The following is a 25,594-nucleotide window of genomic DNA, read 5'->3' as shown; positions in this document are numbered from 1 at the left end:
TCCGTCGAGCCCGTCGAGCCCGTCGAGCCTGTCGAGCCCGTCGAGCTCTAGATCTGGGTCACGTCCAGCGAGCCCTCCGCGTACTGCCTGCGCAGCACCTTCTTGTCGAACTTGCCGACGCTCGTCTTCGGTACCGACTCGATGATCGTCCAGCGCTCCGGCAGCTGCCACTTGGCGATGCGGCCCTCGTCGGCGAGGAAGGCGCGGAGAGCGGCGAAGTCGGTGGTGGAGCCTTCCTTCAGCACGACCGTGGCGAGCGGGCGTTCACCCCACTTGTCGTCCGGTACGGCGACGACGGCGGCCTCGGCGACGTCCGGGTGGGCCATGAGGGCGTTCTCCAGCTCGACGGAGGAGATCCACTCGCCGCCGGACTTGATGACGTCCTTGGCCCGGTCGGTGAGGGTGAGGAAGCCGTCGGGGCTGATCGTGCCGACGTCACCCGTCTTCAGCCAGCCGTCCTCGCTGAACTTGTCGTCGGGCCGGACGGGCTCGGCGCCCTGGCCGCCGTAGTACGCGCCCGCGATCCAGGGGCCGCGCACCTCCAGCTCACCGGCGGACTCCCCGTCCCAGGGCAGGCGTGCGCCGTCGGGGCCGGTGAGACGGGCCTCGACGGAGGCGGGGAAGCGGCCCTGGGTGAGGCGGTACGCGAGCTCCTCCTCCGAACCGGCCTCGACGTGGGCCGGCGGCCGGGCGATCGTGCCGAGCGGCGAGGTCTCCGTCATGCCCCAGGCGTGGCAGACGCGCATGCCCAGCTTGTCGAAGGCTTCCATGAGGGCGGGCGGGCAGGCCGAGCCGCCGATGGTGACCTGGTTGAGCGAGGAGACCTCGCGCGGGCGTGCGGTCAGCTCCGCGAGCAGGCCCTGCCAGATGGTGGGGACGGCGGCGGCGTGCGACGGCTTCAGCGTCTCGATCATCTCGGCGAGCGGGCCGGGCTGCAGGAACCGGTCCGGCATCAGCAGGTTGACACCGGTCATGAAGGTCGCGTGCGGCAGGCCCCAGGCGTTGACATGGAACTGCGGGACGACGACGAGCGAGAGGTCCGCGTCCGTGAGCCCCATGGACTGGGCCATGTTGACCTGCATGGAGTGCAGGTAGATCGAACGGTGGGAGTAGACGACGCCCTTGGGGTCGCCGGTGGTGCCGGAGGTGTAGCACATGGCGGCGGCCGAGCGCTCGTCCAGCTCGGGCCAGTCGTACGTGGTCGGCTTGCCGGCGATCAGGTCCTCGTACTCGTGCACCTGGACGCTCGCTCCGGCCAGCAGCGACCGGTCGCCGGGGCCGGCGACGACGACGTGCTCCACCGGCTTGAGGTGCGGGAGGAGCGGGGCGAGGAGCGGCAGCAGCGAGCCGTTGGCGATGATCACGCGGTCGGCGGCGTGGTTGACGATCCAGGCGAGCTGCTCGGGGGGCAGCCGCAGGTTGAGGGTGTGGAGCACCGCGCCCATGGAGGGGATCGCGAAGTACGCCTCCACGTGTTCCGAGTTGTTCCACATCAGCGTCGCGACCCGCTCGTCGCCCTCGACTCCGAGGTCCTCGCGCAGGGCGTGGGCCAGCTGCGCGGTGCGGGCGCCGATCTCGGCGTAGGTGCGGCGTTCCGGCTCCCCCTCACCGGTCCATGTGATCACCTGCGACGTCCCGTGGATGACCTGCCCGTGGGTCAGGATCCTGGAGATCAACAGCGGTACGTCCTGCATGGTGCTCAGCACGGCGTCCTCCCGGGGCGGCTCTGCCTACGCGGTGGTAACGGTTGCGCTGATTCTGCTCACATACCGAGCGGTATGTCACTAGGGGACAGGATGATCGATCAGACGAGGTGCCCCATCGAGCGCGAGTGCGAGGGCGTCCGGCTTCGGGCCGGATACCCGACAAACCCAACGAACGACTCAGCGCACGGGTTCCAGTTCGGGATCCTCACGCAGCTTGCCCAGCGCACGCGAGACCGCCGACTTCACCGTACCGACCGAGACGCCGAGAACCTCGGCCGTCTGTACCTCGCTCAGGTCCTCGTAGTACCGGAGGACCACCATGGCCCGCTGCCGCGCCGGCAGCTTCATGATCGCCCGCCACATCGCGTCGTGCAGCGCCTGCTGCTCGGCCGGGTCGGCGGCCTGGGTCCCCTCCGGCTCCGGCAGTTCGTCGCACGCGAACTCGTCCACCTTCCGCTTGCGCCACTGGGAGGTGCGCGTGTTCAGCAGCGCCCGGCGCACATAACCGTCGAGGGCCCGGTGGTCCTCGATGCGCTCCCAGGCGACGTACGTCTTGGCCAGCGCGGTCTGCAGCAGGTCCTCGGCGTCGCACGGGTTCGCGGTGAGCGAGCGGGCGGTCCGCAGCAGCACCGGCTGGCGGTCCTTCACGTACGCCGAGAACGACGGGTAGGACGCGTACGGCGACGCGTGCGGCAGGTTCGTCGGCAGGTTCGTCAGGCCAGGCTGCGCCGACCGCGCCGCCGCCGACCGGACGGCCCCGGCCGAGCGGACCGCGGCCGGACGGGCCGCCGTCGCCGGACGGGCCAGCGTCGCCGAACGGGGGGCCGTCGCCGAACGGGCGGCCGCTGACGAGCGGGGGGCCGCCGTCGGCCGGGCTGCCGCAGTCGGTCGGGCTGCCGCAGTCGGCCGGGCCGGGGTCGACAGGGTCCGCGGCCCTGCTGCGGCGGCCGTCGAAGCGCTGGTGCAGACGGGTATGGTCATGGCTCCACGCTAGGAGCGGGCCACGCCCGGCGGATCGGCCGCAGGTCCCGAAGCCGAATCCCTCTCAGGTTGTAGAAGTGGGGCAGACCTCACCTACTGGAGGTGGATGAGCAGCCCCCAGGTACTGAGGGTGTACCCCTGAGAACCGCCTGCCCGGGGTGTACGGCACCGGCCCCAAGGCACCCGAAAGCCGCCTCATCCGTCACATCCCGCCCCCTCACCCGCCCGTCCCCAGGACCAACCCCGAGGTCGGCACCCCGGTCCCGGCGGTGACGAGGACCCGCTCGGCGCCGGGAACCTGGTTCACGGCGGTGCCCCGCACCTGCCGTACCGCCTCCGCGATGCCGTTCATCCCGTGCAGATACGCCTCGCCGAGCTGCCCCCCATGGGTGTTGATCGGCAGCCGCTCCTCCGCGACGAAGTCCCCCGCCTCCCCCGGCCCGCAGAAGCCGAACTCCTCCAGCTGCATCAGCACGAACGGCGTGAAGTGGTCGTACAGGATGCCCACGTCGATGTCGTCCGGACCCAGCCCCGAGGTCCGCAGAAGCCGGCGGGCGACCACGCCCATCTCCGGCAGCCCGGTGAGATCCCCGTCGTAGAAGCCGGTCATCTGCTGCTGCGCCCGGCCCGCGCCCTGTGCCGCCGCCACGACCACGGCGGGCGGCTTCGGCAGGTCCCGCGCGCGCTCCACCGAGGTCACGACGAGCGCCTGACCGCCGTCCGTCTCCTGGCAGCAGTCCAGCAGCCGCAGCGGCTCGACGATCCACCGCGAGGCCGCGTGCTCGTCCAGCGTGATGGGGCGGCCGTGGAAGTACGCCGCCGGGTTCGTCGCCGCGTACTTCCGGTCGACCACGGCCACGTGCCCGAACACCTCGGGGGTCAGCCCGTACGCGTACAGGTAGCGCTGCGCCGCCATCGCGACCCAGGAGGCGGGCGTGAGCAGCCCGAACGGGAGCGTCCAGCCCAGCGCCACGCCCTCCGCCGACGGCTCGCGGTGCCGTACGCCCGACCCGAACCGCCGGCCCGAGCGCTCGTTGAACGCCCGGTAGCAGACCACGACCTCGGCCACACCCGTCGCCACCGCGAGCGCCGCCTGCAGCACGGTCGCGCACGCGGCGCCGCCGCCGTAGTGGACGCGTGAGAAGAAGGACAGCTCACCGATGCCGGCCGCCTGCGCGACCGTGATCTCCGGGCTGGTGTCCATCGTGAACGTCACCATCCCGTCCACGTCCGCCGGCGTCAGCCCCGCGTCGTCGAGCGCCGCCCGCACCGCCTCCACGGCCAGGCGCAGTTCACTGCGCCCCGAGTCCTTGGAGAACTCGGTCGCACCGATTCCGACGATCGCGGCCCGCCCCCCGAGCCGGTCGACGGTTCGTACGCTCATGTCCGCCCCCCGGTGTGGGTGGCGGAAGGAGAACCGAGGTCGTCCGCGTGGGCCTCCGGCGTGGGCAGCGTGACGGTGACCGTGCCGGTGACGTGTCTGCCGATCCCGTTCTCGCCGATGATCCTGACCGTGGCGGTGCACCCGTCGGTCGTCTCGACCCTGCCGGTCAACACCATCGTGTCCCCGGGGTAGTTGGGCGCACCGAGCCGGATGGCCACCTTGCGGAGCACCGCGTCCGCGCCGAAGTGATCGGTGACATAGCGGCCCACCAGCCCGTTCGTCGTCAGGATGTTCATGAAGACGTCCGGTGATCCGCGCCGCCGCGCCAACTCGGGGTCGTGGTGCACGTCCTGGTAGTCGCGCGAGGCGATCGCCCCCGCGACGACGAGCGTACGGGTGATCTCGATCTCCAGCGGCGGCAGCGCGTCGCCGACCCGGACCCTCATATCCGCTCCACCTCCTCCCCCGCCTCGTCCGACCTGGCCGTCCCGTCCGACCTGGCCGTGTTGTCCGCGCCGGCCGTCCCGTCCGACCCAACCGTCCCGTCCGCGCTGAACACCGGCAGCTCCAAGTCCTCGTCGTAGCGCACGAACGCGAGCCGTACGGGCATCCCGATCCGCACCTTGTCGTACGGCACCCCGATGACGTTGCTGACGATCCGGACCCCTTCCGCCAGCTCGATCAGCCCGACGGCGTACGGCGGGTCGAAGGCCGGAAAGGGCGGATGATGCATGACGACGTACGAGTACACCGTGCCGTCGCCGCTCGCCTCGACCGTGTCCCACCCCGGGGAACCGCACGTGTTGCAGCCCGGGAGCCAGGGGAGCCGGAGCGTGCCGCAGTCGGTGCAGCGCTGGATGAGCAGGCGATGGCCCGCGACGCCTTCCCAGAACCCGGCGTTGTCGCGATTGACGACGGGACGGGGGCGCCGGGGGCGCGGTTCCGACGGCTGCTGCTTCCGCTCCTGCCGGTCCTGCCCGTCCTGCCGACCCTGCCCGTCCTGATGGTCCTGACGGTCCTGCCCGTCCTGGTCCTGCCGGTCCTGCCGGTCCTGCCAGTCGCGCTGTCGTCCGTCGGCCGGGGCGGGCGTCCCGGACGTCCCCGACGTCCTCGCCGGTGCGTACTTGAGGATCCGGAAGCGGTGGGTGCCGACGAGTTCGCCGCCTCCCTCACCGGCCCGGACGTCCATGCGGGTCGTGACGAAGTGCCCCGTGCCGAGCCGGGTGGTCTTCCGCTCGGACACCGACTCGACGACCGAGTCGAACGTGATCTCGTCCCCCGGCCGCAGCGCCCGCAGATACTCCTGCTCGCAGTCGGTGGCGACGACGGAGGTGTACCCGGCGTCGTCGAGCAGCGCGAGGAGTTCGTCGTACGCCGCCGAGCGGGTCTCGTGCCCGCTCAGTCCGCCCATCGTCCACACCTGGAGCATGGTGGGCGGGGCGATGGCATCCGGGCCGGTGTACGCCGGGTTGGAGTCGCCCAGCGCCTCGCACCAGTGCCTGATCATGGGCGCGTTGACGGGATCCTTGCCCCGGCCGCCGAGGACGGCGGCGCGCCCCTCGTACGCCTTGAGCCGTACGGGCAGGTCCTCGGGCACCGCCACGGCCCCACCGCCCCTTCCGCGGACAACCGAACAACCGACAGCAATTCTGACTACCCGTCAGATTGAAGGAACTGGTGCCGCAACTGTCAAGGTCGCCGGGGCATCCCTCCCCGCTCACGGGCACCCGGCGGACATCCGGAAACGCCTGTGCGGCGGCGCTTCGGCGCCGCCGCACAGGCGAGTCACACCCCACGAACATGTCCCACATGCTCTCCATGTCCGGTGCATCCGCACCCGAGGGCCGGAGCCGGACCTCAGGGCCGGGGCGACCTCATCCGCCCGCCCCCGGAACCCCGGCCCGCCCTCGACGGGCTCACCAGATGTCGGCGAAGTTGACGACGGCGTTCTTCTGGTCGATGGCCGTGAGGCCGAAGCCGTTGACCTGGGCGGTGTTGTTCTGGTTCGAGGCGCCCGAGCCGATCGCCTGCTGCTGCGAGGTCGACGAGTTGCCGCTGTTGTCGCGGCCGACCCCACTGCCGACGAGGTTCGCCACGCCGGCGTTCGATCCGTTGTCCGCGAACGAGCCGTTGTCGGCCGCTGCCACACCGGCGAAGAGGGCGGCGGCGAGCGGGAGTGCCGAGACGGCGGCGAGTACGCGGGCGGTACGGATGCTTGCCATGTGCATTTCCTCCAGGGCCTTTCACACAAGTACGGGTTGCCCCGGGGCAGTTGGCCGACCGCCTCGGTGCTGGTCTTCGACGTCGCACCCCAAGAGTTGCCCACCGAACCCTGGCGAACCACCCCGGAAGCCCCGATTCCCCCTGAAGCGTGAGGACAAGTCGATAAACCCCCTTGGATCAAGGAACTCCCAGCTCAGCACCAGCCACCCCGACACACTCCGCCAGGACGGGCCGGGACAAGGGGGCGAAGCGTTCCGCCACACACCCTCGCCGCCCCGCGAAAGCCCACGAACGGCCTATACACAGCCCACGAACAGCCGACGCACAGCCTCACGACGACCGAAAGGGCCGACCGAACCCCCTTCCCATTATCGAACGTACGTACGAACATGGAAGCATGGCCACCACAGACCGGCGCACCGGAACCCTGGCCCTGGCACACGCCCTCTCCGCCGCCGAACGCGGACTGGCGGTCATCCCGCTCTCCCGTTCGAAACTCCCGGCCCTGCGCTCCCCGCACCGCGACGACCCCCACCCCCGCCCCTGCCACGGCGAGTGCGGCCGCTTCGGCCATGGCGTCCACGACGCCTCCACCGACCCCCGCCGCGTCCGCGAACTCTTCTCCGCCGCCCCCTGGGCCACCGGTTACGGCATCGCCTGCGGCCTCCACCCCCACCACCTGATCGGCGTCGACCTCGACACGAAGTCCGGTACGGACTCCTCGGCGGCCCTGCGCGAACTGGCTCTGCGGCACCTCTTCACGATCCCCGAGACGGTCGTCGTGCTGACCCCCAGCGGCGGCCGCCACATCTGGCTCACCGGCCCGCCCGACGTCGTCGTCCCCAACTCCGCGAGCCGGCTGGCCCCGGGCATCGATATCCGCGGCGCCGGCGGCTACCTCGTCGGCCCCGGCTCCCGCACGGACCACGGTGTCTACGGCACCGCCCCCGGGACCTCCCACCTCGCACCGGCCCCCTGCCCACCGGCCCTGCTCCGCCTGCTGTCCCCACCGCCGCGCACGAACCCCGCCGGCCCCGCCGGCACCCATGCCCACGGCCACGGCCTGGTCCATTTCGTCCTGACCGCCCAGGAAGGCCAGCGCAACACCCGGCTCTTCTGGGCCGCCTGCCGCGCCTACGAGAACGGCCTCGGCCCGGACCTCACGAACGCCCTGGTCGAGGCGGCCGTACGCACGGGCCTCACCGAACGGGAGGCCCGCTCGACGGTGGCATCGGCGGCGCGGATGTCGGGCCGGAGGCCGTAGCCCACCGCCGCCGCCGACGACGAGAACCGGTCGAACAGAGGTGGGCTGAAGTCCCGACCGGTTCTCGCTCCCGTCGACCGCCCGGCGCTCCTACCGGGGCGGTTCCTCGCGACCGGTGTCGCCCTGCCCCGTCTGCTCCGAACCCAGCTGCTGCCGGAGCCGCTCCTGCGCGGAGTCGACCTGCCCGCTGTACTTCCCCTGCGTCCTGCCGTCGACGTAGTCACCGGCCTTGTCGATGCCCTGCCCGGCCTGCTCCTCGTGCCCCTTCAGCATCTGCTTGAGCTTGTCCATCACAGACATGGCGTCTCCTTCCACCGCGTACACGGTCCCCACCAGCATCAGCGCCCCGCCCGGACCCCGCATCTCGTACCCACGACGGCCGGGCGGCCCCGGCCTGGGCTGCCGGGGGCGAGGCCCTTCGGCCGGACGGGCCAGGTGGACAAGTGCCCGGCTCGGCGGCAGTCCCCGCCTCGCCCCTCACCCAGATCCATCCCCTGCCCCCGCACCTGCACCGGTCGGCACGGATGCGACCGGGCGGACCGCGGTGAAGTCCTGGGACTCGTCACGGGTGGCGGAGAGCAGCAGCACCCACTCGTCGCAGCCCTGCCACGGAAAGAGGTCACCGCCACCCCCGCGCGCCACCCGCGGTCCGTCACCGGTGCGGGGTCGCGCGTCCGCCGGGGCATCCGTGAAGTGCGGGATCCACACATCGGCACAGATCTCGTTCGACGACCCCATCGCCGCCAGCCCGAAGGCGTTCTCGGCGGCGGCGGTGCGTTCTTCGTCGCCGAAGTCGTCGAGCACGTGGTCCTCGTCCGGCCTCCCGTCCCCGCGGAAGGTCAGCGTGGTCGTACCGGCCCGGGCCGCGTACTCCCACTCCGCCTCGCTGGGCAGCCGGAAGGGCAGCGTTCCGAGCAGGTCGTCCAAGTCGTCCTCGAAGCGGGCCGTGCACGCGTCCGATGCGGCGAAACCGTCCTCGTACTCGGGCAGCCAGTGCCGCGCCTGCGCCACCGTCAGCGGATGCCGGGCGATCAGGAACGGCTCGACCCGCACCTCCCGCACGGGCCGGGCCCGGCCGGCCTCGGCGAAGAACGGTTCGAGGTCCTCATCGGCGCCGCCGGCCCGCTCTATCGCACGCATCGCGTCCAGTTCCCCGTCGGACAGCCCCATCAGGAACGTCCCCCCGGGAACGGCCCGGAAGACCACACCAGAAGAAACATGCCGCCAAGCCGGTCGACCGGCCACGATCTCATGAGCCCACATGGCGCGGGACGCTAGCAGCCGGGTGTTCAGGGGGAGGACGCCCGAGCAGGAACCGCGGCCGCACCGGACCGAGCGGAAACCCACGAGGAACCACAGACCGGCCAGGCCGGCCCAGCGGAACGCCGAACGACCCCTGACCGTATGACCTGATCAGGGGCCGTCCACGTACGCGGTGGGTGTGGGATTTGAACCCACGGTGACTTGCGCCACGACGGTTTTCAAGACCTTTCGGCGATCATGGCCGCCTGTCCCTCCGTCGCAGGTCAGACGCGTACGAGCGCCCCGGCGGAGCCGTCCGCGTCCTCGTCGTGCCCGCTACGTGCCCCAGGCGCTCGGTCGTGCCCGCTCAGCCGCCAGTCACAGCGGGAACGATCACGGCGGCGACAGCCGACAACAGCCCTCCTACGGCGAGAGCGCCATTGAACTTCTCTTTCGCCGTCGGAAACACGGAGCGACTCATGTTCCCGATCTTGCTGCGCAGAACGATCATCTTGATCTTCTGCCACCTGTGCTGACGTTTCGAGCACCCCATCAACACGCCATAAGCGTTGTTGCGGCAGTAGGTCTGCCCGTCTCGGTTCACCGCTCCACACCAGACCGGCACCTGGAAGGCGGCATAGGTCGAGACGCCGAGTGACAGAGCCACGATCACAGGCAAGGACCATTGCTGGCTCCAGGCCACGACCAAGGCAGCAGCCACCATGTATCCCCAGTACAGACGCACCACTTTCCCCATGAGCACGCAGAGTATCGGTGCATATGCGCAGCGCATAGACGTGAATTGGACACTGCGGCACAGCACAACGCCCCTGACCGTGCTTCTGGCCAGGGGCGTCGCAGGTGCAGGGTGCCTCAGAGGGGTTTATGGGCTTCGGGAGAGCCGGTCCCTTCTTGCCCTCCAAGCCATGCATCGGCCGCTTCGGCAACCTGGTCATCACGACCGGCGACCGGTCGGGCGTAGTGCCGAGTCGTGACGCTCGCGTTCGAGTGGCCGAGCCGGTGGGCGGCGGTCATAACGCCGTAGCGGTCGGCGACCCACGTCCCGTGTGAGGCCCGAAGGTCGTGCGGGGTCACGTCGGTGAGCCCGGCCGCCGAGACGGCGGGGTCGAAGTACGCCTTGCGCCACTGGTTGTAGCGCAGCGGCTTCCCGCCGGGTGTCGTGAACAGGAGTGCGTCATCCCCGCCGGACAGGGTCTCCAGGTGCCGGCCGAGTCGCTTCGCGAGGGACGGGCCGACGCGAAGAAGCCGTTTCTGGTGAGACTTCGGTGTGTCGAAGACCAAGGCGCCGTTGGCTTCGGCCAGGTTCTCGTCGACCAGGACGAAGCCGCCGGACACGTCGATGTCAACGCGCCGGAGGGCGAACGCCTCCCCCACCCGCAGGCCCGCGTAGGCCAGGAGAGCGATCAGTACGTCATGCGGCTTGGCAGCGCTCCGCACGATCCGGGAGGCTTCGAGCGGGGTCAGGATGTGCGGCTCGGTCTGCGGCATGCGCGGCAGCTTCACGCCCCTGCACGGCGTCTGCGAGATCATGTCGTTGTCGACAGCGGCCCGCATGATCTGCGACAGGACCCGATACGCCTGCCGTATGCGCGAGGCGCTGAGTCCTCGGGTGTTCATGCTGGCCACCCACTCAGTGACCGTGATCGGCCGGAGGCCCGACAGCTCACGGTCGCCGAGCGCCGGATTGATCAGCGAGTTGATCAGCGACCGGTACGACGCTTGTGTCTTGTGCTTGAGCTGAGGAGAGACGGCAGCCAGCCAGCGAGCCGCCCAGTCGCGCACGGTCGTCTGCCCCTCGGCAGGGTCGAGCCAACGCCCGTCTTCGATCTCGATGCGCTTCTTGGCCAGCCACCGGTCAGCATCCGTGGACGTGGCGAACGTACGATCCGCAGGCCGCAGCACGCCGTCAGGCCCCGGATACCGGGCTTGGAAGCGGCCCGAGGGGAGCTTGCGGACACGGCCGAAGTTCCGGCGGGACTTGCGCTTGCCAGCCATCAGGCAGCCCTCCGGAGGCCCGTTGGCCGCAGAACGGTCGGCTCCACGGTGTTGGCGGCGATGAACTCCCGAACGGCGCTCTCCGGGATACGAACGTGCCGACCGACCTTCACGAACCGGATGCGCCGCTCCTCGACCAGACGCCAGGTCGGGGACTGTCAAACGAGTGGTGTAACTGCGGTAGTTGAGATTACTGACGGGCCGCCGACAGGCGGCCGTCGAAGGTGATGTCGAAAGCGTTCAGGGCGGTCTTCCAGCGCATGGTCCAGCGGGCCTGGCCCTTGCCTGTGGGATCGAGGGACATGATCGCCATGTAGACGCACTTCAGGGCGGCCTGCTCGTTGGGGAAATGGCCACGGGCCTTGACCGCCCGGCGGATGCGGGCGTTGACCGACTCGATCGCGTTGGTGGTGCAGACGATGCGCCGGATCTCGGTGTCGAACCGCAGGAAGGGGGTGAACTCCTCCCAGGCGTTCTCCCACAGTTTCACGATCGCCGGATACTTCCTGCCCCAGGATTCGGCGAACTCCGCGAACCGGTCCAGGGCGGCCTCCTCGGTCGGCGCCGTGTAGACGGGCTTGAGGAGACGCGCGATCTTGTCCCAGTCCTGGCGGGCGGCATAGCGGAAGGAGTTCCGCAGCAGATGCACGACGCAGGTCTGCACGATCGTCCTGGGCCAGACCGTCTCCACCGCTTCGGGCAGGCCTTTGAGTCCGTCGCAGACCAGCATGAGCACGTCGCTGACGCCGCGGTTCTTGATCTCGGTGAGGATGTGCAGCCAGTGCTTGGCGCCCTCGCCACCGTCGCCGGCCCACAGGCCCAGGATCTCCCGACGGCCCTCGGTGGTGACGGCCAGGGCCACGTAGACGGGTCGGTTGGCGACCGCGCCGTCGCGGATCTTCACGTGGATGGCGTCGATGAAGACCACCGGATAGACGGCGTCGAGAGGACGGCTCTGCCATTCGGCCATGCCCTCCAGGACCTGGTCGGTGATGGTCGAAATGGTCTGGCGGGAGACCTCGGCGCCATAGACCTCGGCCAGGTGGGCTTGCACCTCGCCGGTGGTCAGGCCCTTCGCGGCCAGCGAGATGACCATCTCGTCGACGCCGGTCAGGCGCTTCTGACGCTTCTTGACGATCTTCGGTTCGAAGGACCCGTCCCGGTCGCGCGGCACCGTTATCTCCACCGGGCCGACGTCGGTCAGCACGGTCTTGGTGCGTTTGCCGTTGCGGGAGTTGCCGCCGTTCTTGCCGACCGGGTCGTGCTTGTCATAGCCGAGATGGTCCGTGATCTCGCCTTCCAGGCCGGACTCCAGCAACCGCTTCGTCAACTGCTGCAGAAGCCCGCCTTCACCGGTCAGCTGCAGCCCCTCCGCCTGGGCCCGGTGCACCAGCTCGTCGATCAACTGGTCGTCAACGGCCTTCGCCGACACCGCGCCTGCGGACTCGACACCCTCGGACTCGGACACGTTCTCACTGGTCATCGATGCATCTTCCATGATCGGGAGTTACACCGAACGTCTTACAGTCCCGCAGGTCGTTTTCGAGTCGGTCAGGTACTCCGCGATGTGCCACGACTGCGGTGCGGAGCTGGAGTGCTGCGGTGTCCAAGCGCTCGTTGACGGCCGCTTGCGGTGGGACATCGAGTCAACGTGTTCTGCGTGTGGGTTCGCGGTGGCCGTGTGTGACGGGGATCTACCGAGTGAACAGCGTCAGCAGCTGCTTGCGGAGCATGGGCCGGCGACCCTACAAGTGCTCGATGAGTCGGCAAACAGTGTCGTGATCATGAGGGTGCTCCGAGCCGAGCTGGGCATCGATCTGATCGACGCCAAGGCTGTGCTGCGCCGTGTTCTGAGCGGTGGCTACTCAGGAACGCTTCCTGAGCTGGAACTACTCGCCCAGAAGCTGCAGGCGGCTGGCATCGCGGCCGCCGCTACGCGGTCCTAGAACAGCGGCCAGCGTGCCAAAGCCCGGGAGGGGACGTCAGGCATCTACCGGGACCGGACAGACCCCGAGCGAGCGACTGCGTTACAACTTTCTCTACTGGTTCAAGGCGGCTCGCTCCGCTCCCCGCGCGCGGCCCGGCCCCCGGCCGGGCCTGCGCTCCTGTCTCCGCCCCGCTCCAGCCCGGCCGGCGCCCGTGCCGCGCGCACAGCAATCAGCCGCTTGCCGCGAGAGAAGGGGTACGTCGTGGCTGGGGCGGTCGGCTCCACGGCTTTAGAGGTCGTTCTCTTTCCGAACCCCGTGTGCGGATTCTGCTGGTCAGGCATGAGATTGCGGCTGCCGCGGGAGCCTCGAGTCATTGCTGATCGAGTTGCTGTGGAGGGCGGATGCCGTCGATGCGGGCGGTTCTGGAAGCGCGGCGGAAGGCCGCAGCTGTGCGGGTGGAGGAGCTCGAAGCCGAACTTGAGCGGGTGCGGGTGGACTTGGCGGACGCCGAAGAAGTCCTCAGACGCCGGGCGATCGGCCTCGAGCAGTTTCTGGAAGCGCTGGCCGAAGAAGAACAGCCTGCCGAGATGACTGTCGGTCTGCCGAGAAGGAAGTCGGTGGGACCGCGCCGTGCGGTGCCGCATCGCCAGAACGCGGCCGGCCTCGAGGACCTGTCGGTGGACTACCAGGCGGTGATGGAGGCTGCGGCGCAGGTCGGCGCGGACGGGCTGGGTGCCCGGCGGGCGGCCGTGGTGCTGGGTTGGGACAGCGCCTCCGCCTCACGGGTCGAGGGTGCACGAGCACGGCTGAAGAGGCTGGTGGAACGAGGCTGGCTGGTGGAGGTGAAGCCCGGAAGATTCACCCTGCCGGCAGGACGGCGGACTGATGAGACTGCGCGGCCAGGCGGCGGTTCATCAGGGCGATCATCGACCAGCGGATGACTGCTTCGCTCGTGTCGGTGCGGCGTTCGTAGTCCCGGACCAGGCGCCGACTGCGCAGAAACCAGGCGAAGGACCGCTCGACGACCCAGCGGCGGGGCAGTGGCTGGAAGCCGCGGACGTCTTCGCCTCGGCGGACGATGTCGAGGACGATCCCCAGGTGCCGGCTGGTCCAGTCGGTGAGGTGGCCGGTGTAGCCGCCGTCGGCCCAGACCCGTGCCAGCCGCCTGAAGCGGCCGGCTGCCGTCGGCAGAAGGGTCCGGGCGCCGTCCCGGTCGGTCACGGACGCCGGCGTGACCAGCACGGCCAGGAGGAGCCCGAGCGTGTCGGTGAGCAGGTGCCGCTTGCGTCCATTGATCTTCTTGCCCGCGTCGAACCCGCGTGAGATGTGGGCGACGGTGGCGTCCGCCTTCACCGACTGCGAGTCCATCACCGCCCCACTCGGCTCCGGGCCACGGCCTTCGGCCTGGCGAACGGCCTGGTGCAGGCGATCATGCAGTTCGCCCACCAGCCCGGTGTCCCGCCAGCGGGCGAAGAAGGCATAGACCCGCGGCCACGGCGGAAAGTCGGACGGCATCGCCCGCCACTTGATGCCGTTGTCGACGAGATAGCGCACCGCGTCGATCATCTGTCGGTGGCAGAACCCCTCCGGCCGTCCGCCTCGGCCCGCTAGCCAGCCCGGAACCGGCAGTAGATCTTTCACCACCGCCCACTCGGCATCGCTCATGTCCGAGCCGTACCGGGGCCGGCGCCCCGGCCGGTCAGCCGCGTTCCCGAACCTGTGGGCGAGACAGTCACACCCACGAGTGGACGGACTGGACCCGGCAACCATGACCACGCGACACTTCGACAACAGGGCCTCTTGATCCTCGCTGGACTCGACATCCGCGAGCTACCAAGAGGCCCTTCTTCCATGCACCCGCACCGACCGACTCACCCGAACCAGGCCCCTGTTCGAACCCTGCCGACCACCTGAGCGGATAGAGAACAGCCAGTTACATCCGGGGTTTGGCACCCGGGGCGAAGACAGGTGTACTGCCTCTGAGCAAGGGCAGAGTGGTTGGCAACTGTCGTCGCCTGTCGTCGTCGGCCACTCTCGGACGGCCCAGAGACGGCCCGAGCCAGGTCAGCCCCGGCGCACGTGAGAGGCAGATGGGTGTGTGGTCAGCACCGCACCTTGCCCCCAGGGCGTGCCGCTTATCCAACTCCAGGTGAGGGCAAATGACGCACAGTGAGACGGCAACGCGATACCAGTCGGGCGTGTTGCCGTCGATCGACGGCAGCCGCCGGATGGCCTGTGCAGGATCTCCTTCAAGCCACGCTTGACAGGCCCCAAAAGGCTATCCTGTTGGTATCCGCCCGGTCTCGCCACATCGCTCTGGAGGACACTTGCTAACCCGGCTTGAGGTTGACGGCTTTAAGAACCTGCTTGACTTGTCCGTTGAACTTGGCCCTTTCACGTGCATTGCTGGGGTGAATGGAACGGGTAAGTCAAACCTTTTTGATGCGATCCAGTTCCTCAGTCTCTTGGCTGACGGTTCTCTGATGGAGGCCGCTCAAGAAGTACGAGGAACCCACACAGAGCGCCATGGTGACGCTCGGGATCTTTTCTGGAACGGATACGGTACAGGCGAGCACCGGATGCGGTTTGCAGCCGAGATGATTGTTCCCCCTGGTCAGATTGAAGATGATTTTGGGCGCCTCTCAGATCCGGCAACCTCATCCTTTCTCCGCTACGAACTAGAACTCGGATACCAAATTCCGCGTGGGGCGGAGAAGATTGGCCGGTTTATTCTCCTGCATGAAAGTCTTGGGTATATTCGCAAGGGGGATGCTCATTCTAAACTGCGCTTTCCGCACAGTAAGCCGCTGTTTCGCGACACGATGATCCAAAGCAAGCGATATGGAACTTCGTTCATCTCGACTTCTGTCGAGGATGGGGATCCGGTAATTAGGATTCACCAGGATGGGGGTAGTCGCGGGCAGCCTCGCCCCGCAGCAGCGAGTCGGGCGCGGGCCACGGTAGTTTCAACTGTAACCTCAAGCGACGACCCGACAATTTTGGCCGCGCGGCGAGAAATGCAATCATGGCGCAGGCTGGCTTTGGAGCCCTCTGCTCTGCGTAGTTCTGATCAGTACATTGATCCTAGGTCAATTCAATCCAACGGCTTGCATTTGCCTGGTGCTCTTTTCAGGATTGGGCTTTCTAATCCTGAAGATGAGGATTTCACCTCGCAGGTCTACTCGCGAGTTGCCAACCGATTGTCGGACCTGTCTGGCCTACAGGTGAAGTCGTTGGATGTGCAAGAAGATGACGTACGGGAACTCTTGACCATTCGACTTCATGAGATGAGCGGAATGGCCCTTCCTGCTCGAAGTCTTTCAGAGGGAACCCTTCGTTTCCTGGCTCTCTGTGTTTTGCTTGAGGACCCTGAGGTCCGGGGGTTGATCTGCATGGAAGAGCCGGAGAACGGAATCCACCCCGCAAACCTCCCGGCAATGGTGGAACTCGTACGCGACCTGGCTGTCGACCCCATGGATACGCCAGGGGATGACAACCCGTTTCGCCAAGTATTGATTAATACGCATGCGCCGGGTGTGGTGCAGCTAACGGACCCCGATGACCTGCTCTTTGCGGATACGGCCGCCTACAAGTTGCCTGATGGTCGAATCACTCGACGGCTGAGGTTGCGCCCTCTTGAGGGAACTTGGCGGTCAGCCAATACTCAGGATTTTGTTACTAAGGCTGATATCCTTCCTTATCTGCAGAGCCCTCCAGGAGCCCAGCTGGCTATCGAGGGGGATGTTGCATGACCCTGAGAGTCCTATATCTTTGCGAGGGCAGCAGCGATCTTGGCCTGGTTCCGCACATTGAGCAAATTGCTGCTCGATGTGACGTGGACATTTCGGTAAGCGCTCCAGATCTGAATTGGCTCAGCAGTCAACCGGTAGGGCGCAGTGTTGCAGATAAGCTACGAGCCACTCGCAAACTGAGTGATAAGTACGACTTTGCAGTCCTGCATAGAGACGCTGATCGTGATGGAACTGAAGCTCGTCGAAGTGAGATCACATCAGCCGTCGAGTCGGAATGGCCCGAATTGGCGCACGTTCCTGCAATTCCTGTGACAATGCTCGAAGCGTGGCTCCTCTTGGATGAAGGCGCCATCCGCCAGGTGGCGGGAAACCCAAGAGGAAAAATGGATCTGTCGCTCCCGAAGGCGGCGAATGTTGAACGCATCGCCGACCCTAAGCAGCAGCTAAAAGACACACTTGCAAAAGCCAGTGGTCTTACTGGCCGCAGGTTGGTTGATTTCCAGAAAGTGCAACGGTTCTCGAAGAATCGCCAGCGGCTAATGGAGCTTCTGGACCATGATGGGAACGTTAGAAATGTGCCGTCTTGGAGGGCCTTTGTTGGTGAGCTAGAAGAAGGCCTTAAGGCGGCATCCTCTTAGATTTTCGGATTGAAGGTATGTGAGGCCACGAGTCGCGCGATGGCGGGACATTGGGGAGACCGACAGGAGCTACTCGATTTGGCGGCAGGTGACGCATGAGCTCCTTGTACGACGGTCGGTGGAGCGGCTTTGGGGTGGCGCTGCTTTGGCGCGAGTGATCATGGCCCCGTAAGCTTCCGGCGCGTCGGGCAGGTAGTGGACCTGCCCGGTAAAGCACGACGTTGGGGCCATGATCTTCGAGGCTCGCGCCAAAGTGGCTCCGTAACTGGCTGTTCTCTATCCGCTCAGGTGGTCGGCAGGGTTCGAACAGGGGCCTGGTTCGGGTGAGTCGGTCGGTGCGGGTGCATGGAAGAAGGGCCTCTTGGTAGCTCGCGGATGTCGAGTCCAGCGAGGATCAAGAGGCCCTGTTGTCGAAGTGTCGCGTGGTCATGGTTGCCGGGTCCAGTCCGTCCACTCGTGGGTGTGACTGTCTCGCCCACAGGTTCGGGAACGCGGCTGACCGGCCGGGGCGCCGGCCCCGGTACGGCTCGGACATGAGCGATGCCGAGTGGGCGGTGGTGAAAGATCTACTGCCGGTTCCGGGCTGGCTAGCGGGCCGAGGCGGACGGCCGGAGGGGTTCTGCCACCGACAGATGATCGACGCGGTGCGCTATCTCGTCGACAACGGCATCAAGTGGCGGGCGATGCCGTCCGACTTTCCGCCGTGGCCGCGGGTCTATGCCTTCTTCGCCCGCTGGCGGGACACCGGGCTGGTGGGCGAACTGCATGATCGCCTGCACCAGGCCGTTCGCCAGGCCGAAGGCCGTGGCCCGGAGCCGAGTGGGGCGGTGATGGACTCGCAGTCGGTGAAGGCGGACGCCACCGTCGCCCACATCTCACGCGGGTTCGACGCGGGCAAGAAGATCAATGGACGCAAGCGGCACCTGCTCACCGACACGCTCGGGCTCCTCCTGGCCGTGCTGGTCACGCCGGCGTCCGTGACCGACCGGGACGGCGCCCGGACCCTTCTGCCGACGGCAGCCGGCCGCTTCAGGCGGCTGGCACGGGTCTGGGCCGACGGCGGCTACACCGGCCACCTCACCGACTGGACCAGCCGGCACCTGGGGATCGTCCTCGACATCGTCCGCCGAGGCGAAGACGTCCGCGGCTTCCAGCCACTGCCCCGCCGCTGGGTCGTCGAGCGGTCCTTCGCCTGGTTTCTGCGCAGTCGGCGCCTGGTCCGGGACTACGAACGCCGCACCGACACGAGCGAAGCAGTCATCCGCTGGTCGATGATCGCCCTGATGAACCGCCGCCTGGCCGCGCAGTCTCATCAGTCCGCCGTCCTGCCGGCAGGGTGAATCTTCCGGGCTTCACCTCCACCAGCCAGCCTCGTTCCACCAGCCTCTTCAGCCGTGCTCGTGCACCCTCGACCCGTGAGGCGGAGGCGCTGTCCCAACCCAGCACCACGGCCGCCCGCCGGGCACCCAGCCCGTCCGCGCCGACCTGCGCCGCAGCCTCCATCACCGCCTGGTAGTCCACCGACAGGTCCTCGAGGCCGGCCGCGTTCTGGCGATGCGGCACCGCACGGCGCGGTCCCACCGACTTCCTTCTCGGCAGACCGACAGTCATCTCGGCAGGCTGTTCTTCTTCGGCCAGCGCTTCCAGAAACTGCTCGAGGCCGATCGCCCGGCGTCTGAGGACTTCTTCGGCGTCCGCCAAGTCCACCCGCACCCGCTCAAGTTCGGCTTCGAGCTCCTCCACCCGCACAGCTGCGGCCTTCCGCCGCGCTTCCAGAACCGCCCGCATCGACGGCATCCGCCCTCCACAGCAACTCGATCAGCAATGACTCGAGGCTCCCGCGGCAGCCGCAATCTCATGCCTGACCAGCAGAATCCGCACACGGGGTTCGGAAAGAGAACGACCTCTAAGTTGAGGAACTCTAGAACTTCGGCAACTACGGCGCCCCTTGCGTGGCTTAACTCCCATCGAGACTCCACTGACCTGGCAGGCATGTGCCACATGCGTGCCAGAACAGGCGGGGAACAGCGGGGAATCACGGGGCAAGGAGCAGCGCACCGAGGGGCGGCGATCAATCTGTTTCAGCAGGTCAGAGGTCCGATTGGCCTCCAGATGACCTAAGCTTCCCAAGCTGAGAGCGTCACCCGCAGGTGCCGTTCTTGCTTCGGCAGCCCCCTCGTGGAGTCAATACAGTGCCTCTCATGGACTGGACTGCACCTCTGAGTGCCATAGCCGGTGCACTGGCCGGCATCGTCGCAACGTTCGTCGTGGACCGAGACCGCTGGAAACGCGCCCAACAGGCCGATGCGCAGACCGTTTTGCGTGAGACCTTCGTGACCTACCTCGCCCACTTGGCCCGTGCGACCGAAGGTATGCGTTTTGCCGCCGAGGCAACCTACGACATGCCGGAAGAGCGCAGGCGTGCGGTCCGCGCGGCCTTCTCCGAGTCTGGTCTGTTCGAGCAGCGCTTCGGCCTGACGATGCTCGCTCCGCCGCGTGTAGTGGAGTTGGGTGTCGACGCGTTCCGCACCGTCCGTACGCTACGTGACCTCCTCGCAGAGGGTGCGCAAGTCACTGACGGGGCCTTCCAGACCGCACAGCACACGTACTACAAGGCCGCCCAGGCCGCAGCAGCGGCCATGCGCCAAGAACTTGGCATCCCCGAACTCCCGTTCGTCCCCCTGGCATCCAGCCACGATGAACACAGGCAGACACAGGCCTGAGCACCAGAGTCTGCGTGCCCTCATAGCCTGCCGGGGCCGTCTCAGTTTCCGTCTCATTCAGCCCCGTTCACGGCCGTTCATACGAGACCAGGCGTCGGGGGAAAGCCCACGAGCGGGCCGCCTATGAACGCAGGTGAACGCCCCTGCACACAGCCCACCGTCCCACCACCACAGTTGGAAAGAGTGCGCAACAGCGGCACTGTCAAAGCCTGGACCTACGGTCCAGGACATGGCAATCAGACCATCAGCACGTTGGCGTGCGCGTGTGGACGAAGAGACAGCGGAGGTTGCGGCGGGGACACGGGAGCCGGGAGATGCCTTCCTGTCGGAGCTTTTCCCCGGGTCGCTCCTGGCGGCGACGGACGGAGCCCTGCGCACGTTCGAGCTGGATGTGGCCGTACTCCGGGACCGGGACGATGAGCAGGCCTTCGAAGCGATCAAGCGTGTCGTGGTGGCGCTGAACGAGATCAATGAGGACCACGACGGCGCCGGCTACGAAACCGAAGAGCGTGAACAGCTGTGCCTCTACATCGATCAGACCTTGACCGAGCACGGCATCGACGTCCCCGCCCTGGCGGCGAGGCGAGGCATCAGCCGCACCGAGATCACGGATGACTGGCGGGACTGGTAGCCGTTGCTGTACCGCAACGACGTACAGCAACCCCAGCAACCAGCAGCGACCGTCACCGGCCCTCACAATCCTCCCCACAGCCTGTATGGCCTCCAATGACCGATCTCTGTAGAGCTACGGATCAGAAGGTGCACGTGCCCCACCCGTGCCCGATCGAGCGGGAAGTCGCGGGGAATCACGGGAGCCAGCGGGTACCACACAACACAACGGCCCCTGACCGATTTACCTGGTCAGGGGCCGCTCACCTGCGGTGGGTGTGGGATTTGAACCCACGGTGACTTGCGCCACGACGGTTTTCAAGACCGTTCCCTTAGGCCGCTCGGGCAACCCACCTGCGCCCCGCCGACCTGGGGCGGAGCGGGTACAGCGTACCCGGCGTGGGCGGTGCTCGGGGGCTTGGTCCGTGGGAGGGGCGGTGATGCGGGGGATCGGGGCGGCGGGCGGGGTTCGGCCGGTTCTCGGTTGTCGCGTGGGACGCGTCGGACCGCTACAACCATGGGGGGAGGGGCCATGAAACCGGAGATCGTCATCTCGGTGTCGGCGACCGTCATAGCGCTGGCGTCGCTGTGGGTGAGTTTCACCGAGTCCAGGAGCACCCGCGCCCACAACCGTCAGTCGGTGCGACCGCTCCTGCAGATCAGGCGGGTGAGGGACGTCGAAGGCGGGCGCACCGGCATCCAGGTGCTCAACGCAGGTCTGGGCCCTGCCCTGGTCACCGGGACCACGGTGTGGCTGGACGGTGCCGAGATCGGTGGCTGGGGCCACGAGAGCCACCGTCGGATCACCGCCGGCCTGCCGATGGAACCGAGGCATTCCACGCTGCCCCGAGGACTGCCGCTGCTCGCCGGCAAGGAGCTGCCGCTGCTGGTCCTGGACGACTTCGATCCGGTCGCGCACGAGCCGTTCTGGCGCCTCGTCACCGAACGGCTCCGGATCGAGATCCGTTACGAGTCGCTTTACGGCGGAGAGGAGTTCAGGGCGGTGAAGGGCCCCCGCCGGCAATAGGGGCCGGGAGGTCACCGTCCCGGGGGCGCATACACCCGCGCGCCCCGGTGCCGAACCACCCCACCGATCAAGGGTGTTCCGGCGCCGGGGCGCGCGGTCGAGGCGCGGGTCAGCTGTCGCCCTCGCGTTCGCCGAGGGTGACGTCCGCCGTGCGGGTCTTGCCGTCGCGGGTATACGTGAGGGTGACCTTGTCGCCGGGGCGGTGCGTCCAGATCTCGCCGATGAGGGTGGGGCCGCTGTCGATGACGTGGTCGTCGAGCTTGGTGATGACGTCACCGGGCTTGAGGCCGGCCTTGTCGGCGGGACCGTTCGCGGTGATGGAGTCCGAGCCGCCCTCACCGGAGTTGGTGATCTTCGCTCCGCCCGTGCCCTCCTCCAGGGAGACCGAGGCGCCGATCACCGGATACACCGGCTTGCCCGTCCTGATCAGCTGCTGGGCCACGTTCTTGGCCTGGTTGATCGGGATGGCGAAGCCGAGGCCGATGGAGCCCGCCTGGCCGGAGCCGAAGCTGCCGCCGCTGCTGGCCGACTGGATGGCCGAGTTGATGCCGATGACATTGCCGCGGGCGTCGAGGAGGGGGCCGCCGGAGTTGCCGGGGTTGATGGACGCGTCGGTCTGCAGGGCGCTCATGTAGGAGGCCTTGCTGCCGGAGGAACCGTCGCTGGAGGCCACCGGACGGTTCTTGGCGCTGATGATGCCCGTCGTGACCGTGTTGGACAGGCCGAAGGGTGCGCCGATCGCGATCGTCGAGTCGCCCACCGCGACCTTGTCGGAGTCGCCGAGCGTCAGCGGCTGCAGGTTGGACGGGGCGTTCTTGAGCTTGATGACCGCCACGTCGTAGCCCTGCGCGTGGCCGACGACCTCCGCGGCGTACTTCTTGCCGTCCGGGAAGGTGGCCGACACCTTGCCGCCGTCGACGGCCTCCGCCACCACGTGGTTGTTGGTGACGATGTGGCCTTCCTTGTCGAACACGAAGCCGGTGCCCGTGCCGCCGTCGCCGTCGCTGTTCGACGCCTCGATGGTCACCGTGCTCGGCAGCGCGGAGGAGGCCACGGCGGCGACCGTACCGGCGGCGCGCTTGACGTCCCCGCCGTTCTGGGAGGCCGAAACGGTCGTGGAACCCGTGGAGTTGTCGTTGCGGTCGGCCAGGGTGTAGCCGATGCCGCCGCCGACGCCGCCCGCGACCAGCGCGGCCACGAGCACCGCGGCGATCAGGCCGCCCCGCTTCTTGCCCGCCGGCTTGGGGGCCGGCTGCTGCGTCTGCTGCCACGAGGAGCCCCAGCCGCCGTCACCGGGCCCGCCGGGTCCGGCGGGGCCACCGACTCCTCCGGCCGCGCCCGTGTCCGCGTACGCGCCACCGCCGTTGTCCGCGTACGACGGGACCGCGGGCGGTGCCGGAGGGGGCCAGGAGGCGTCGGGCGCGGAGGACCCGGGGCCACCGGGAGCGTGTCCGTAACCACCGCCGGGCGCCTGGCCCATGCCGTATCCCTGACCGGGGGCCGCCGCGTACCCCGGTGCCCCGGCGGACACCAGCTCCGGGTGCGGCTGATGCGCCCCCGGCTGCTGCGCCACCGGCTGCTGAGCGGTCGGGTACTGCGCCGTCGGGTGCTGTCCGGTCGCGTGCTGCGTCACCGGCTGCTCGGCCGTCGGGTGCGGCGGCACCGGCCGCTCCGCCTGCGGCACGTGCGGCTGCACCGCGGTCGCACCCGGCTCCGGGGCCGTCGGCGGGACCGGCGGGAGCTGGGTCGTCGGCGCGTTGTCGGCGCTCGTTCCGCCCGCGGGCGCGGCGGAGGGCTCCGCCGGGGGCTCGCTCGGCTCGTGCGCCGGGGTCTGCGCGGAGGCAGCGGCAGTGTCCACCGGCACGGGAGGTGCGGACGGGGCCGGGGGTACCGGGGTGCCCTCGTTCTCGGTGCTCACAGCTTTTCTCCTCGATCCACGGCTTCACCTTGTAGGCGGTCGACTGTTCGTTGGTCGCGCATCGGACTGTGCGCATTTTTGTATGGGGTCAGCTTTTCCCACGAGCCGTCAGGGCACCATAAGCGGTGCCTGTGGGTCCGGGACCATCCTTTATATAGGATCTATCGGACTATTAACGCGTACTGTGCGTACGAACCCGGTCGTCCACCGTCACCGCCCCCACGCGTACCCCGTCCCGGTGGCACCATGACGCGGTGACCCACGTACGACAGCTCCCGATTCAGGTCGTCGCCCACCGGGGGGCCTCCGAGGCGGCCCCCGAGCACACCCTGGCCGCGTACAAGAAAGCGATCGAGGACGGCGCCGACGCCCTCGAATGCGATGTGCGGCTGACGGCGGACGGCCACCTCGTCTGCGTCCACGACCGGCGCGTCAACCGTACGTCCAACGGCCGGGGCGCGGTCTCCGCGCTGGAGCTGGCCGATCTGGCGGCCCTGGACTTCGGCTCCTGGAAGAACGGCGACGAGGCCCCCGACTGGGAGGTCACCCCCGAGGACCGGGCCGACACCTCCGTCCTCACCCTCGAACGCCTGCTCGAACTCGTGGCCGACGCGGGGCGCCGGGTGGAACTGGCCATCGAGACCAAGCACCCCACCCGCTGGGCGGGCCAGGTCGAGGAACGGCTGCTGGTCCTGCTGAAGCGGTTCGGGCTGGACGCGCCGGAGGCGGCCGCCGAGTCACCGGTACGGATCATGAGCTTCTCGGCGCGCTCGCTGCAGCGCGTCCGCGTCGCGTCCCCGACCCTGCCGACGGTCTACCTGATGCAGTTCGTCTCCCCCCGGCTGCGCGACGGACGGCTGCCGCACGGTGTCCGGATCGCGGGCCCCTCCATCCGGATCGTGCGCAATCACCCCGCCTACATCGAGCGCCTGAAGAGCGCCGGCCACCAGGTGCACGTGTGGACCGTGAACGAGCCCGAGGACGTCGACCTCTGCGTCGGGCTGGGTGTCGACGCCATCATCACCAACCGCCCCCGCGCGGTGCTCCACCAGCTCAGCCGCTGACCGCGCGACGCCCGCCCGAGCCCGCCCGAGCCCGCCGGAACTGCGCCAGGCGCTCGCCGGACCGCCCACCCGAGCCCGCCGGCGCGCCCGCCCCAGCCCGTCGGCCGCCCTCCCGCACACCGGGCCCCGCGCCTCCCCGCCGGGACCCGTCCGGACCCGCCGACCGCACGGCCTCCCACAACCTCGAACACACCGATTCCGACAGCTTCCAACACCACGCCGGGGACCGTTCCGAACACGCCTCTGTTCACAGCTGCGACCACCGCCCCGACCCCCTTCACCACCCCTGTGCGGCACTTGACGGAGGTAAGAATTCCGCCAAGGCGCCCGGTCGGCCACCGGGGACAAGTCGGCATATCGGGGACGAAATTCAGCCAGTCGGCTACCGGGAGTGCTCCGGCGCGTTCGGTGCGTGTTCGACCGTCGCGAGTGCGCCAGAGCACGTGTTCCGGCCGGTTTCCGGTCCAGTCCCATGGGGCATTCACACCGTGGCGTGGGGCGAAGGAGGTCTCGGGGGTGGCGTTGGTGGTGGCACAGGAGGTGCCCACGTCGTCGAGCATGGCCGTACCCCATGGCCCTGCGGGCGTGGGGCAGGCGAGGCACCGCATGCGCGATCAGTTGCGCGACGGCGGTGTGGCGGACACGGTCATCGACGATGCCCTGCTGATCCTTTCCGAACTGCTCAGCAATGCGTGCAAACACGGCAGGCCGCTGGGCGACGCCCTGGCTGGCGACGGTGACGTGCGCTGCGCCTGGCGCATGGATCCCACCGGACGCCTCACGGTCGAGGTGACGGACGGCGGTGGTCCGACCCGTCCGGTTCCGTCCACGCCCTCGGTCACCGCGCACGGCGGCCGCGGGCTGAACATCGTCACGGCACTGGCGGACGACTGGGGCGTGCGCGACGACGACCGCGGCGAGGTCACCGTGTGGGTCGTCGTCCAGGACGACATCTACCGCGCCCACCGCCGGGAGGACTTCGCGAGCCGCGTCGTCGCCCCGTCGGTCTCGACCGTCCCGGACCTGGACTTCGCGGACGCGTTCGACGACCTGGACTGACCGGGCGGCCCGCGGCCGGGCGTACGCAACCCGGCCCGAACCACCGGTTCCGGGACGACT

At 68.3% G+C, this 25,594-nt stretch carries 25 protein-coding genes, 1 tRNA gene and 1 pseudogene; 11 read left to right on the top strand and 16 right to left on the bottom strand.

Annotation, left to right across the window (positions count from 1 at the left end; translation table 11 throughout):
• Positions 1-47 precede the first annotated feature (47 nt).
• From PYR72_RS25335 to PYR72_RS25310, 6 genes are all read right to left on the bottom strand, one after another.
• Positions 48-1,706 carry a long-chain fatty acid--CoA ligase gene (locus PYR72_RS25335; RefSeq protein WP_275457446.1) on the bottom strand — a complete coding sequence of 553 codons (1,659 nt, stop codon included), beginning with the start codon at positions 1,704-1,706 and terminating at the stop codon, positions 48-50.
• A 177-nt stretch (positions 1,707-1,883) separates the two neighbouring features.
• On the bottom strand, positions 1,884-2,423 hold the full coding sequence (locus PYR72_RS25330; protein ID WP_275460511.1) for a SigE family RNA polymerase sigma factor: 540 nt from the start codon (positions 2,421-2,423) through the stop codon (positions 1,884-1,886).
• A gap of 481 nt (positions 2,424-2,904) precedes the next feature.
• On the bottom strand, positions 2,905-4,071 hold the full coding sequence (locus tag PYR72_RS25325; protein ID WP_275457445.1) for a lipid-transfer protein: 1,167 nt from the start codon (positions 4,069-4,071) through the stop codon (positions 2,905-2,907).
• On the bottom strand, positions 4,068-4,517 hold the full coding sequence (locus tag PYR72_RS25320) for a MaoC family dehydratase (protein ID WP_275457444.1): 450 nt from the start codon (positions 4,515-4,517) through the stop codon (positions 4,068-4,070). Before PYR72_RS25320 ends, PYR72_RS25325 begins: the two co-directional genes overlap by 4 nt.
• Positions 4,514-5,674: a bifunctional MaoC family dehydratase N-terminal/OB-fold nucleic acid binding domain-containing protein gene (locus tag PYR72_RS25315; protein ID WP_275457443.1), complete on the bottom strand. Its 1,161-nt coding sequence runs from the start codon at positions 5,672-5,674 to the stop codon at positions 4,514-4,516. Before PYR72_RS25315 ends, PYR72_RS25320 begins: the two co-directional genes overlap by 4 nt.
• Positions 5,675-5,987: 313 nt before the next feature.
• On the bottom strand, positions 5,988-6,293 hold the full coding sequence (locus PYR72_RS25310) for a hypothetical protein (protein WP_275457442.1): 306 nt from the start codon (positions 6,291-6,293) through the stop codon (positions 5,988-5,990).
• Between the two features lie 398 nt (positions 6,294-6,691).
• Between PYR72_RS25310 and PYR72_RS25305 the strand changes: the two genes are divergently transcribed.
• Positions 6,692-7,558: a bifunctional DNA primase/polymerase gene (locus PYR72_RS25305; protein WP_275457441.1), complete on the top strand. Its 867-nt coding sequence runs from the start codon at positions 6,692-6,694 to the stop codon at positions 7,556-7,558.
• A 90-nt stretch (positions 7,559-7,648) separates the two neighbouring features.
• On the opposite strand, the gene PYR72_RS25300 is transcribed toward PYR72_RS25305, so the two are convergent.
• The 6 genes and pseudogenes from PYR72_RS25300 to PYR72_RS25275 all read right to left on the bottom strand — a co-directional run bounded on the left by PYR72_RS25300 (position 7,649) and on the right by PYR72_RS25275 (position 12,299).
• On the bottom strand, positions 7,649-7,858 hold the full coding sequence (locus PYR72_RS25300) for an antitoxin (protein ID WP_037726275.1): 210 nt from the start codon (positions 7,856-7,858) through the stop codon (positions 7,649-7,651).
• Between the two features lie 177 nt (positions 7,859-8,035).
• Positions 8,036-8,728 (bottom strand): SUMF1/EgtB/PvdO family nonheme iron enzyme, encoded by a 693-nt coding sequence (locus PYR72_RS25295; RefSeq protein WP_275457440.1) that lies wholly within the window; start codon positions 8,726-8,728, stop codon positions 8,036-8,038.
• A 439-nt stretch (positions 8,729-9,167) separates the two neighbouring features.
• The gene (locus PYR72_RS25290; protein WP_275457439.1) at positions 9,168-9,557 is read right to left on the bottom strand and encodes a hypothetical protein; all 390 of its coding nucleotides are present in this window, start codon (positions 9,555-9,557) and stop codon (positions 9,168-9,170) included.
• A 116-nt stretch (positions 9,558-9,673) separates the two neighbouring features.
• A complete protein-coding gene (locus PYR72_RS25285) occupies positions 9,674-10,816 on the bottom strand; it encodes a tyrosine-type recombinase/integrase (protein WP_275457438.1) in 1,143 nt (380 codons plus the stop codon).
• Positions 10,816-10,959: pseudogene (locus PYR72_RS25280) on the bottom strand (excisionase family DNA-binding protein); the annotation flags it as partial. The gene PYR72_RS25285 and the pseudogene PYR72_RS25280, both read right to left, overlap by 1 nt.
• A 47-nt stretch (positions 10,960-11,006) precedes the next feature.
• The gene (locus tag PYR72_RS25275) at positions 11,007-12,299 is read right to left on the bottom strand and encodes an IS256 family transposase (protein ID WP_275457437.1); all 1,293 of its coding nucleotides are present in this window, start codon (positions 12,297-12,299) and stop codon (positions 11,007-11,009) included.
• 13 nt (positions 12,300-12,312) lie between these two features.
• Here PYR72_RS25275 and PYR72_RS25270 point away from each other — a divergent pair, with 13 nt between their 5' ends.
• Positions 12,313-12,762, top strand: coding sequence for a hypothetical protein (locus tag PYR72_RS25270; RefSeq protein WP_275457436.1), 450 nt, complete (start codon positions 12,313-12,315; stop codon positions 12,760-12,762).
• 392 nt (positions 12,763-13,154) lie between these two features.
• Entirely contained in the window at positions 13,155-13,685 is a 531-nt protein-coding gene (locus PYR72_RS25265; protein WP_275460310.1) for a hypothetical protein, read from the top strand.
• Here PYR72_RS25265 and PYR72_RS25260 read toward each other — a convergent pair.
• Complete coding sequence (locus PYR72_RS25260; protein ID WP_275453327.1) at positions 13,603-14,409, bottom strand: IS5 family transposase; 807 nt, start codon at positions 14,407-14,409, stop codon at positions 13,603-13,605. The genes PYR72_RS25265 and PYR72_RS25260 overlap by 83 nt on opposite strands.
• Before the next feature lie 707 nt (positions 14,410-15,116).
• On the opposite strand from PYR72_RS25260, the gene PYR72_RS25255 reads away from it, so the two are divergent.
• From PYR72_RS25255 to PYR72_RS25245, 3 genes are all read left to right on the top strand, one after another.
• Positions 15,117-16,496, top strand: a complete 1,380-nt coding sequence (locus PYR72_RS25255; RefSeq protein WP_275457435.1) for an ATP-binding protein — start codon at positions 15,117-15,119, stop codon at positions 16,494-16,496.
• Positions 16,493-17,134 carry a DUF4276 family protein gene (locus tag PYR72_RS25250; protein WP_275457434.1) on the top strand — a complete coding sequence of 214 codons (642 nt, stop codon included), beginning with the start codon at positions 16,493-16,495 and terminating at the stop codon, positions 17,132-17,134. The genes PYR72_RS25255 and PYR72_RS25250 overlap by 4 nt, the downstream gene beginning before the upstream one ends.
• 533 nt (positions 17,135-17,667) lie before the next feature.
• Positions 17,668-18,474, top strand: coding sequence for an IS5 family transposase (locus PYR72_RS25245; RefSeq protein WP_275453327.1), 807 nt, complete (start codon positions 17,668-17,670; stop codon positions 18,472-18,474).
• On the opposite strand, the gene PYR72_RS25240 is transcribed toward PYR72_RS25245, so the two are convergent.
• Complete coding sequence (locus tag PYR72_RS25240; RefSeq protein WP_275460310.1) at positions 18,392-18,922, bottom strand: hypothetical protein; 531 nt, start codon at positions 18,920-18,922, stop codon at positions 18,392-18,394. The genes PYR72_RS25245 and PYR72_RS25240 overlap by 83 nt on opposite strands.
• A gap of 413 nt (positions 18,923-19,335) precedes the next feature.
• Here PYR72_RS25240 and PYR72_RS25235 point away from each other — a divergent pair, with 413 nt between their 5' ends.
• Positions 19,336-19,857: a hypothetical protein gene (locus tag PYR72_RS25235; RefSeq protein ID WP_275457433.1), complete on the top strand. Its 522-nt coding sequence runs from the start codon at positions 19,336-19,338 to the stop codon at positions 19,855-19,857.
• 265 nt (positions 19,858-20,122) lie between these two features.
• On the top strand, positions 20,123-20,488 hold the full coding sequence (locus PYR72_RS25230) for a hypothetical protein (protein ID WP_275457432.1): 366 nt from the start codon (positions 20,123-20,125) through the stop codon (positions 20,486-20,488).
• Positions 20,489-20,736: 248 nt separating this feature from the next.
• Here the strand turns inward: PYR72_RS25230 and PYR72_RS25225 are convergent.
• Positions 20,737-20,821, bottom strand: a tRNA-Ser gene (locus PYR72_RS25225).
• Between the two features lie 177 nt (positions 20,822-20,998).
• Between PYR72_RS25225 and PYR72_RS25220 the strand changes: the two genes are divergently transcribed.
• Positions 20,999-21,493, top strand: coding sequence for a hypothetical protein (locus PYR72_RS25220; protein WP_275457431.1), 495 nt, complete (start codon positions 20,999-21,001; stop codon positions 21,491-21,493).
• Positions 21,494-21,602: 109 nt separating this feature from the next.
• Here PYR72_RS25220 and PYR72_RS25215 read toward each other — a convergent pair whose 3' ends face one another.
• Positions 21,603-23,411, bottom strand: coding sequence for a trypsin-like peptidase domain-containing protein (locus PYR72_RS25215; RefSeq protein ID WP_275457430.1), 1,809 nt, complete (start codon positions 23,409-23,411; stop codon positions 21,603-21,605).
• Positions 23,412-23,665: 254 nt separating this feature from the next.
• On the opposite strand from PYR72_RS25215, the gene PYR72_RS25210 reads away from it, so the two are divergent.
• Positions 23,666-24,475, top strand: a complete 810-nt coding sequence (locus PYR72_RS25210; RefSeq protein ID WP_013002327.1) for a glycerophosphodiester phosphodiesterase — start codon at positions 23,666-23,668, stop codon at positions 24,473-24,475.
• 429 nt (positions 24,476-24,904) lie between these two features.
• A complete protein-coding gene (locus tag PYR72_RS25205; protein ID WP_275457429.1) occupies positions 24,905-25,534 on the top strand; it encodes an ATP-binding protein in 630 nt (209 codons plus the stop codon).
• Positions 25,535-25,594: the final 60 nt, after the last annotated feature.

Origin of the sequence: Streptomyces sp. VNUA24 (assembly GCF_029167005.1) — a bacterium.
In the GTDB taxonomy this organism is placed as follows: domain Bacteria; phylum Actinomycetota; class Actinomycetes; order Streptomycetales; family Streptomycetaceae; genus Streptomyces; species Streptomyces scabiei.
This window is presented reverse-complemented; position numbering and strand designations above follow the sequence as displayed.

What these genes read in the sequence shown, in the direction of transcription:
- PYR72_RS25325 (WP_275457445.1), bottom strand. Translation starts at nt 4,071, where the DNA reads ATGAGCGTACGAACCGTCGACCGGCTCGGGGGGCGGGCCGCGATCGTC.
- PYR72_RS25320 (WP_275457444.1), bottom strand. Translation starts at nt 4,517, where the DNA reads ATGAGGGTCCGGGTCGGCGACGCGCTGCCGCCGCTGGAGATCGAGATC.
- PYR72_RS25310 (WP_275457442.1), bottom strand. Translation starts at nt 6,293, where the DNA reads ATGGCAAGCATCCGTACCGCCCGCGTACTCGCCGCCGTCTCGGCACTC.
- PYR72_RS25305 (WP_275457441.1), top strand. Translation starts at nt 6,692, where the DNA reads ATGGCCACCACAGACCGGCGCACCGGAACCCTGGCCCTGGCACACGCC.
- PYR72_RS25300 (WP_037726275.1), bottom strand. Translation starts at nt 7,858, where the DNA reads ATGTCTGTGATGGACAAGCTCAAGCAGATGCTGAAGGGGCACGAGGAG.
- PYR72_RS25295 (WP_275457440.1), bottom strand. Translation starts at nt 8,728, where the DNA reads ATGGGGCTGTCCGACGGGGAACTGGACGCGATGCGTGCGATAGAGCGG.
- PYR72_RS25290 (WP_275457439.1), bottom strand. Translation starts at nt 9,557, where the DNA reads ATGGGGAAAGTGGTGCGTCTGTACTGGGGATACATGGTGGCTGCTGCC.
- PYR72_RS25285 (WP_275457438.1), bottom strand. Translation starts at nt 10,816, where the DNA reads ATGGCTGGCAAGCGCAAGTCCCGCCGGAACTTCGGCCGTGTCCGCAAG.
- PYR72_RS25275 (WP_275457437.1), bottom strand. Translation starts at nt 12,299, where the DNA reads ATGACCAGTGAGAACGTGTCCGAGTCCGAGGGTGTCGAGTCCGCAGGC.
- PYR72_RS25270 (WP_275457436.1), top strand. Translation starts at nt 12,313, where the DNA reads ATGATCGGGAGTTACACCGAACGTCTTACAGTCCCGCAGGTCGTTTTC.
- PYR72_RS25265 (WP_275460310.1), top strand. Translation starts at nt 13,155, where the DNA reads ATGCGGGCGGTTCTGGAAGCGCGGCGGAAGGCCGCAGCTGTGCGGGTG.
- PYR72_RS25260 (WP_275453327.1), bottom strand. Translation starts at nt 14,409, where the DNA reads ATGAGCGATGCCGAGTGGGCGGTGGTGAAAGATCTACTGCCGGTTCCG.
- PYR72_RS25250 (WP_275457434.1), top strand. Translation starts at nt 16,493, where the DNA reads ATGACCCTGAGAGTCCTATATCTTTGCGAGGGCAGCAGCGATCTTGGC.
- PYR72_RS25245 (WP_275453327.1), top strand. Translation starts at nt 17,668, where the DNA reads ATGAGCGATGCCGAGTGGGCGGTGGTGAAAGATCTACTGCCGGTTCCG.
- PYR72_RS25240 (WP_275460310.1), bottom strand. Translation starts at nt 18,922, where the DNA reads ATGCGGGCGGTTCTGGAAGCGCGGCGGAAGGCCGCAGCTGTGCGGGTG.
- PYR72_RS25235 (WP_275457433.1), top strand. Translation starts at nt 19,336, where the DNA reads ATGGACTGGACTGCACCTCTGAGTGCCATAGCCGGTGCACTGGCCGGC.
- PYR72_RS25220 (WP_275457431.1), top strand. Translation starts at nt 20,999, where the DNA reads ATGAAACCGGAGATCGTCATCTCGGTGTCGGCGACCGTCATAGCGCTG.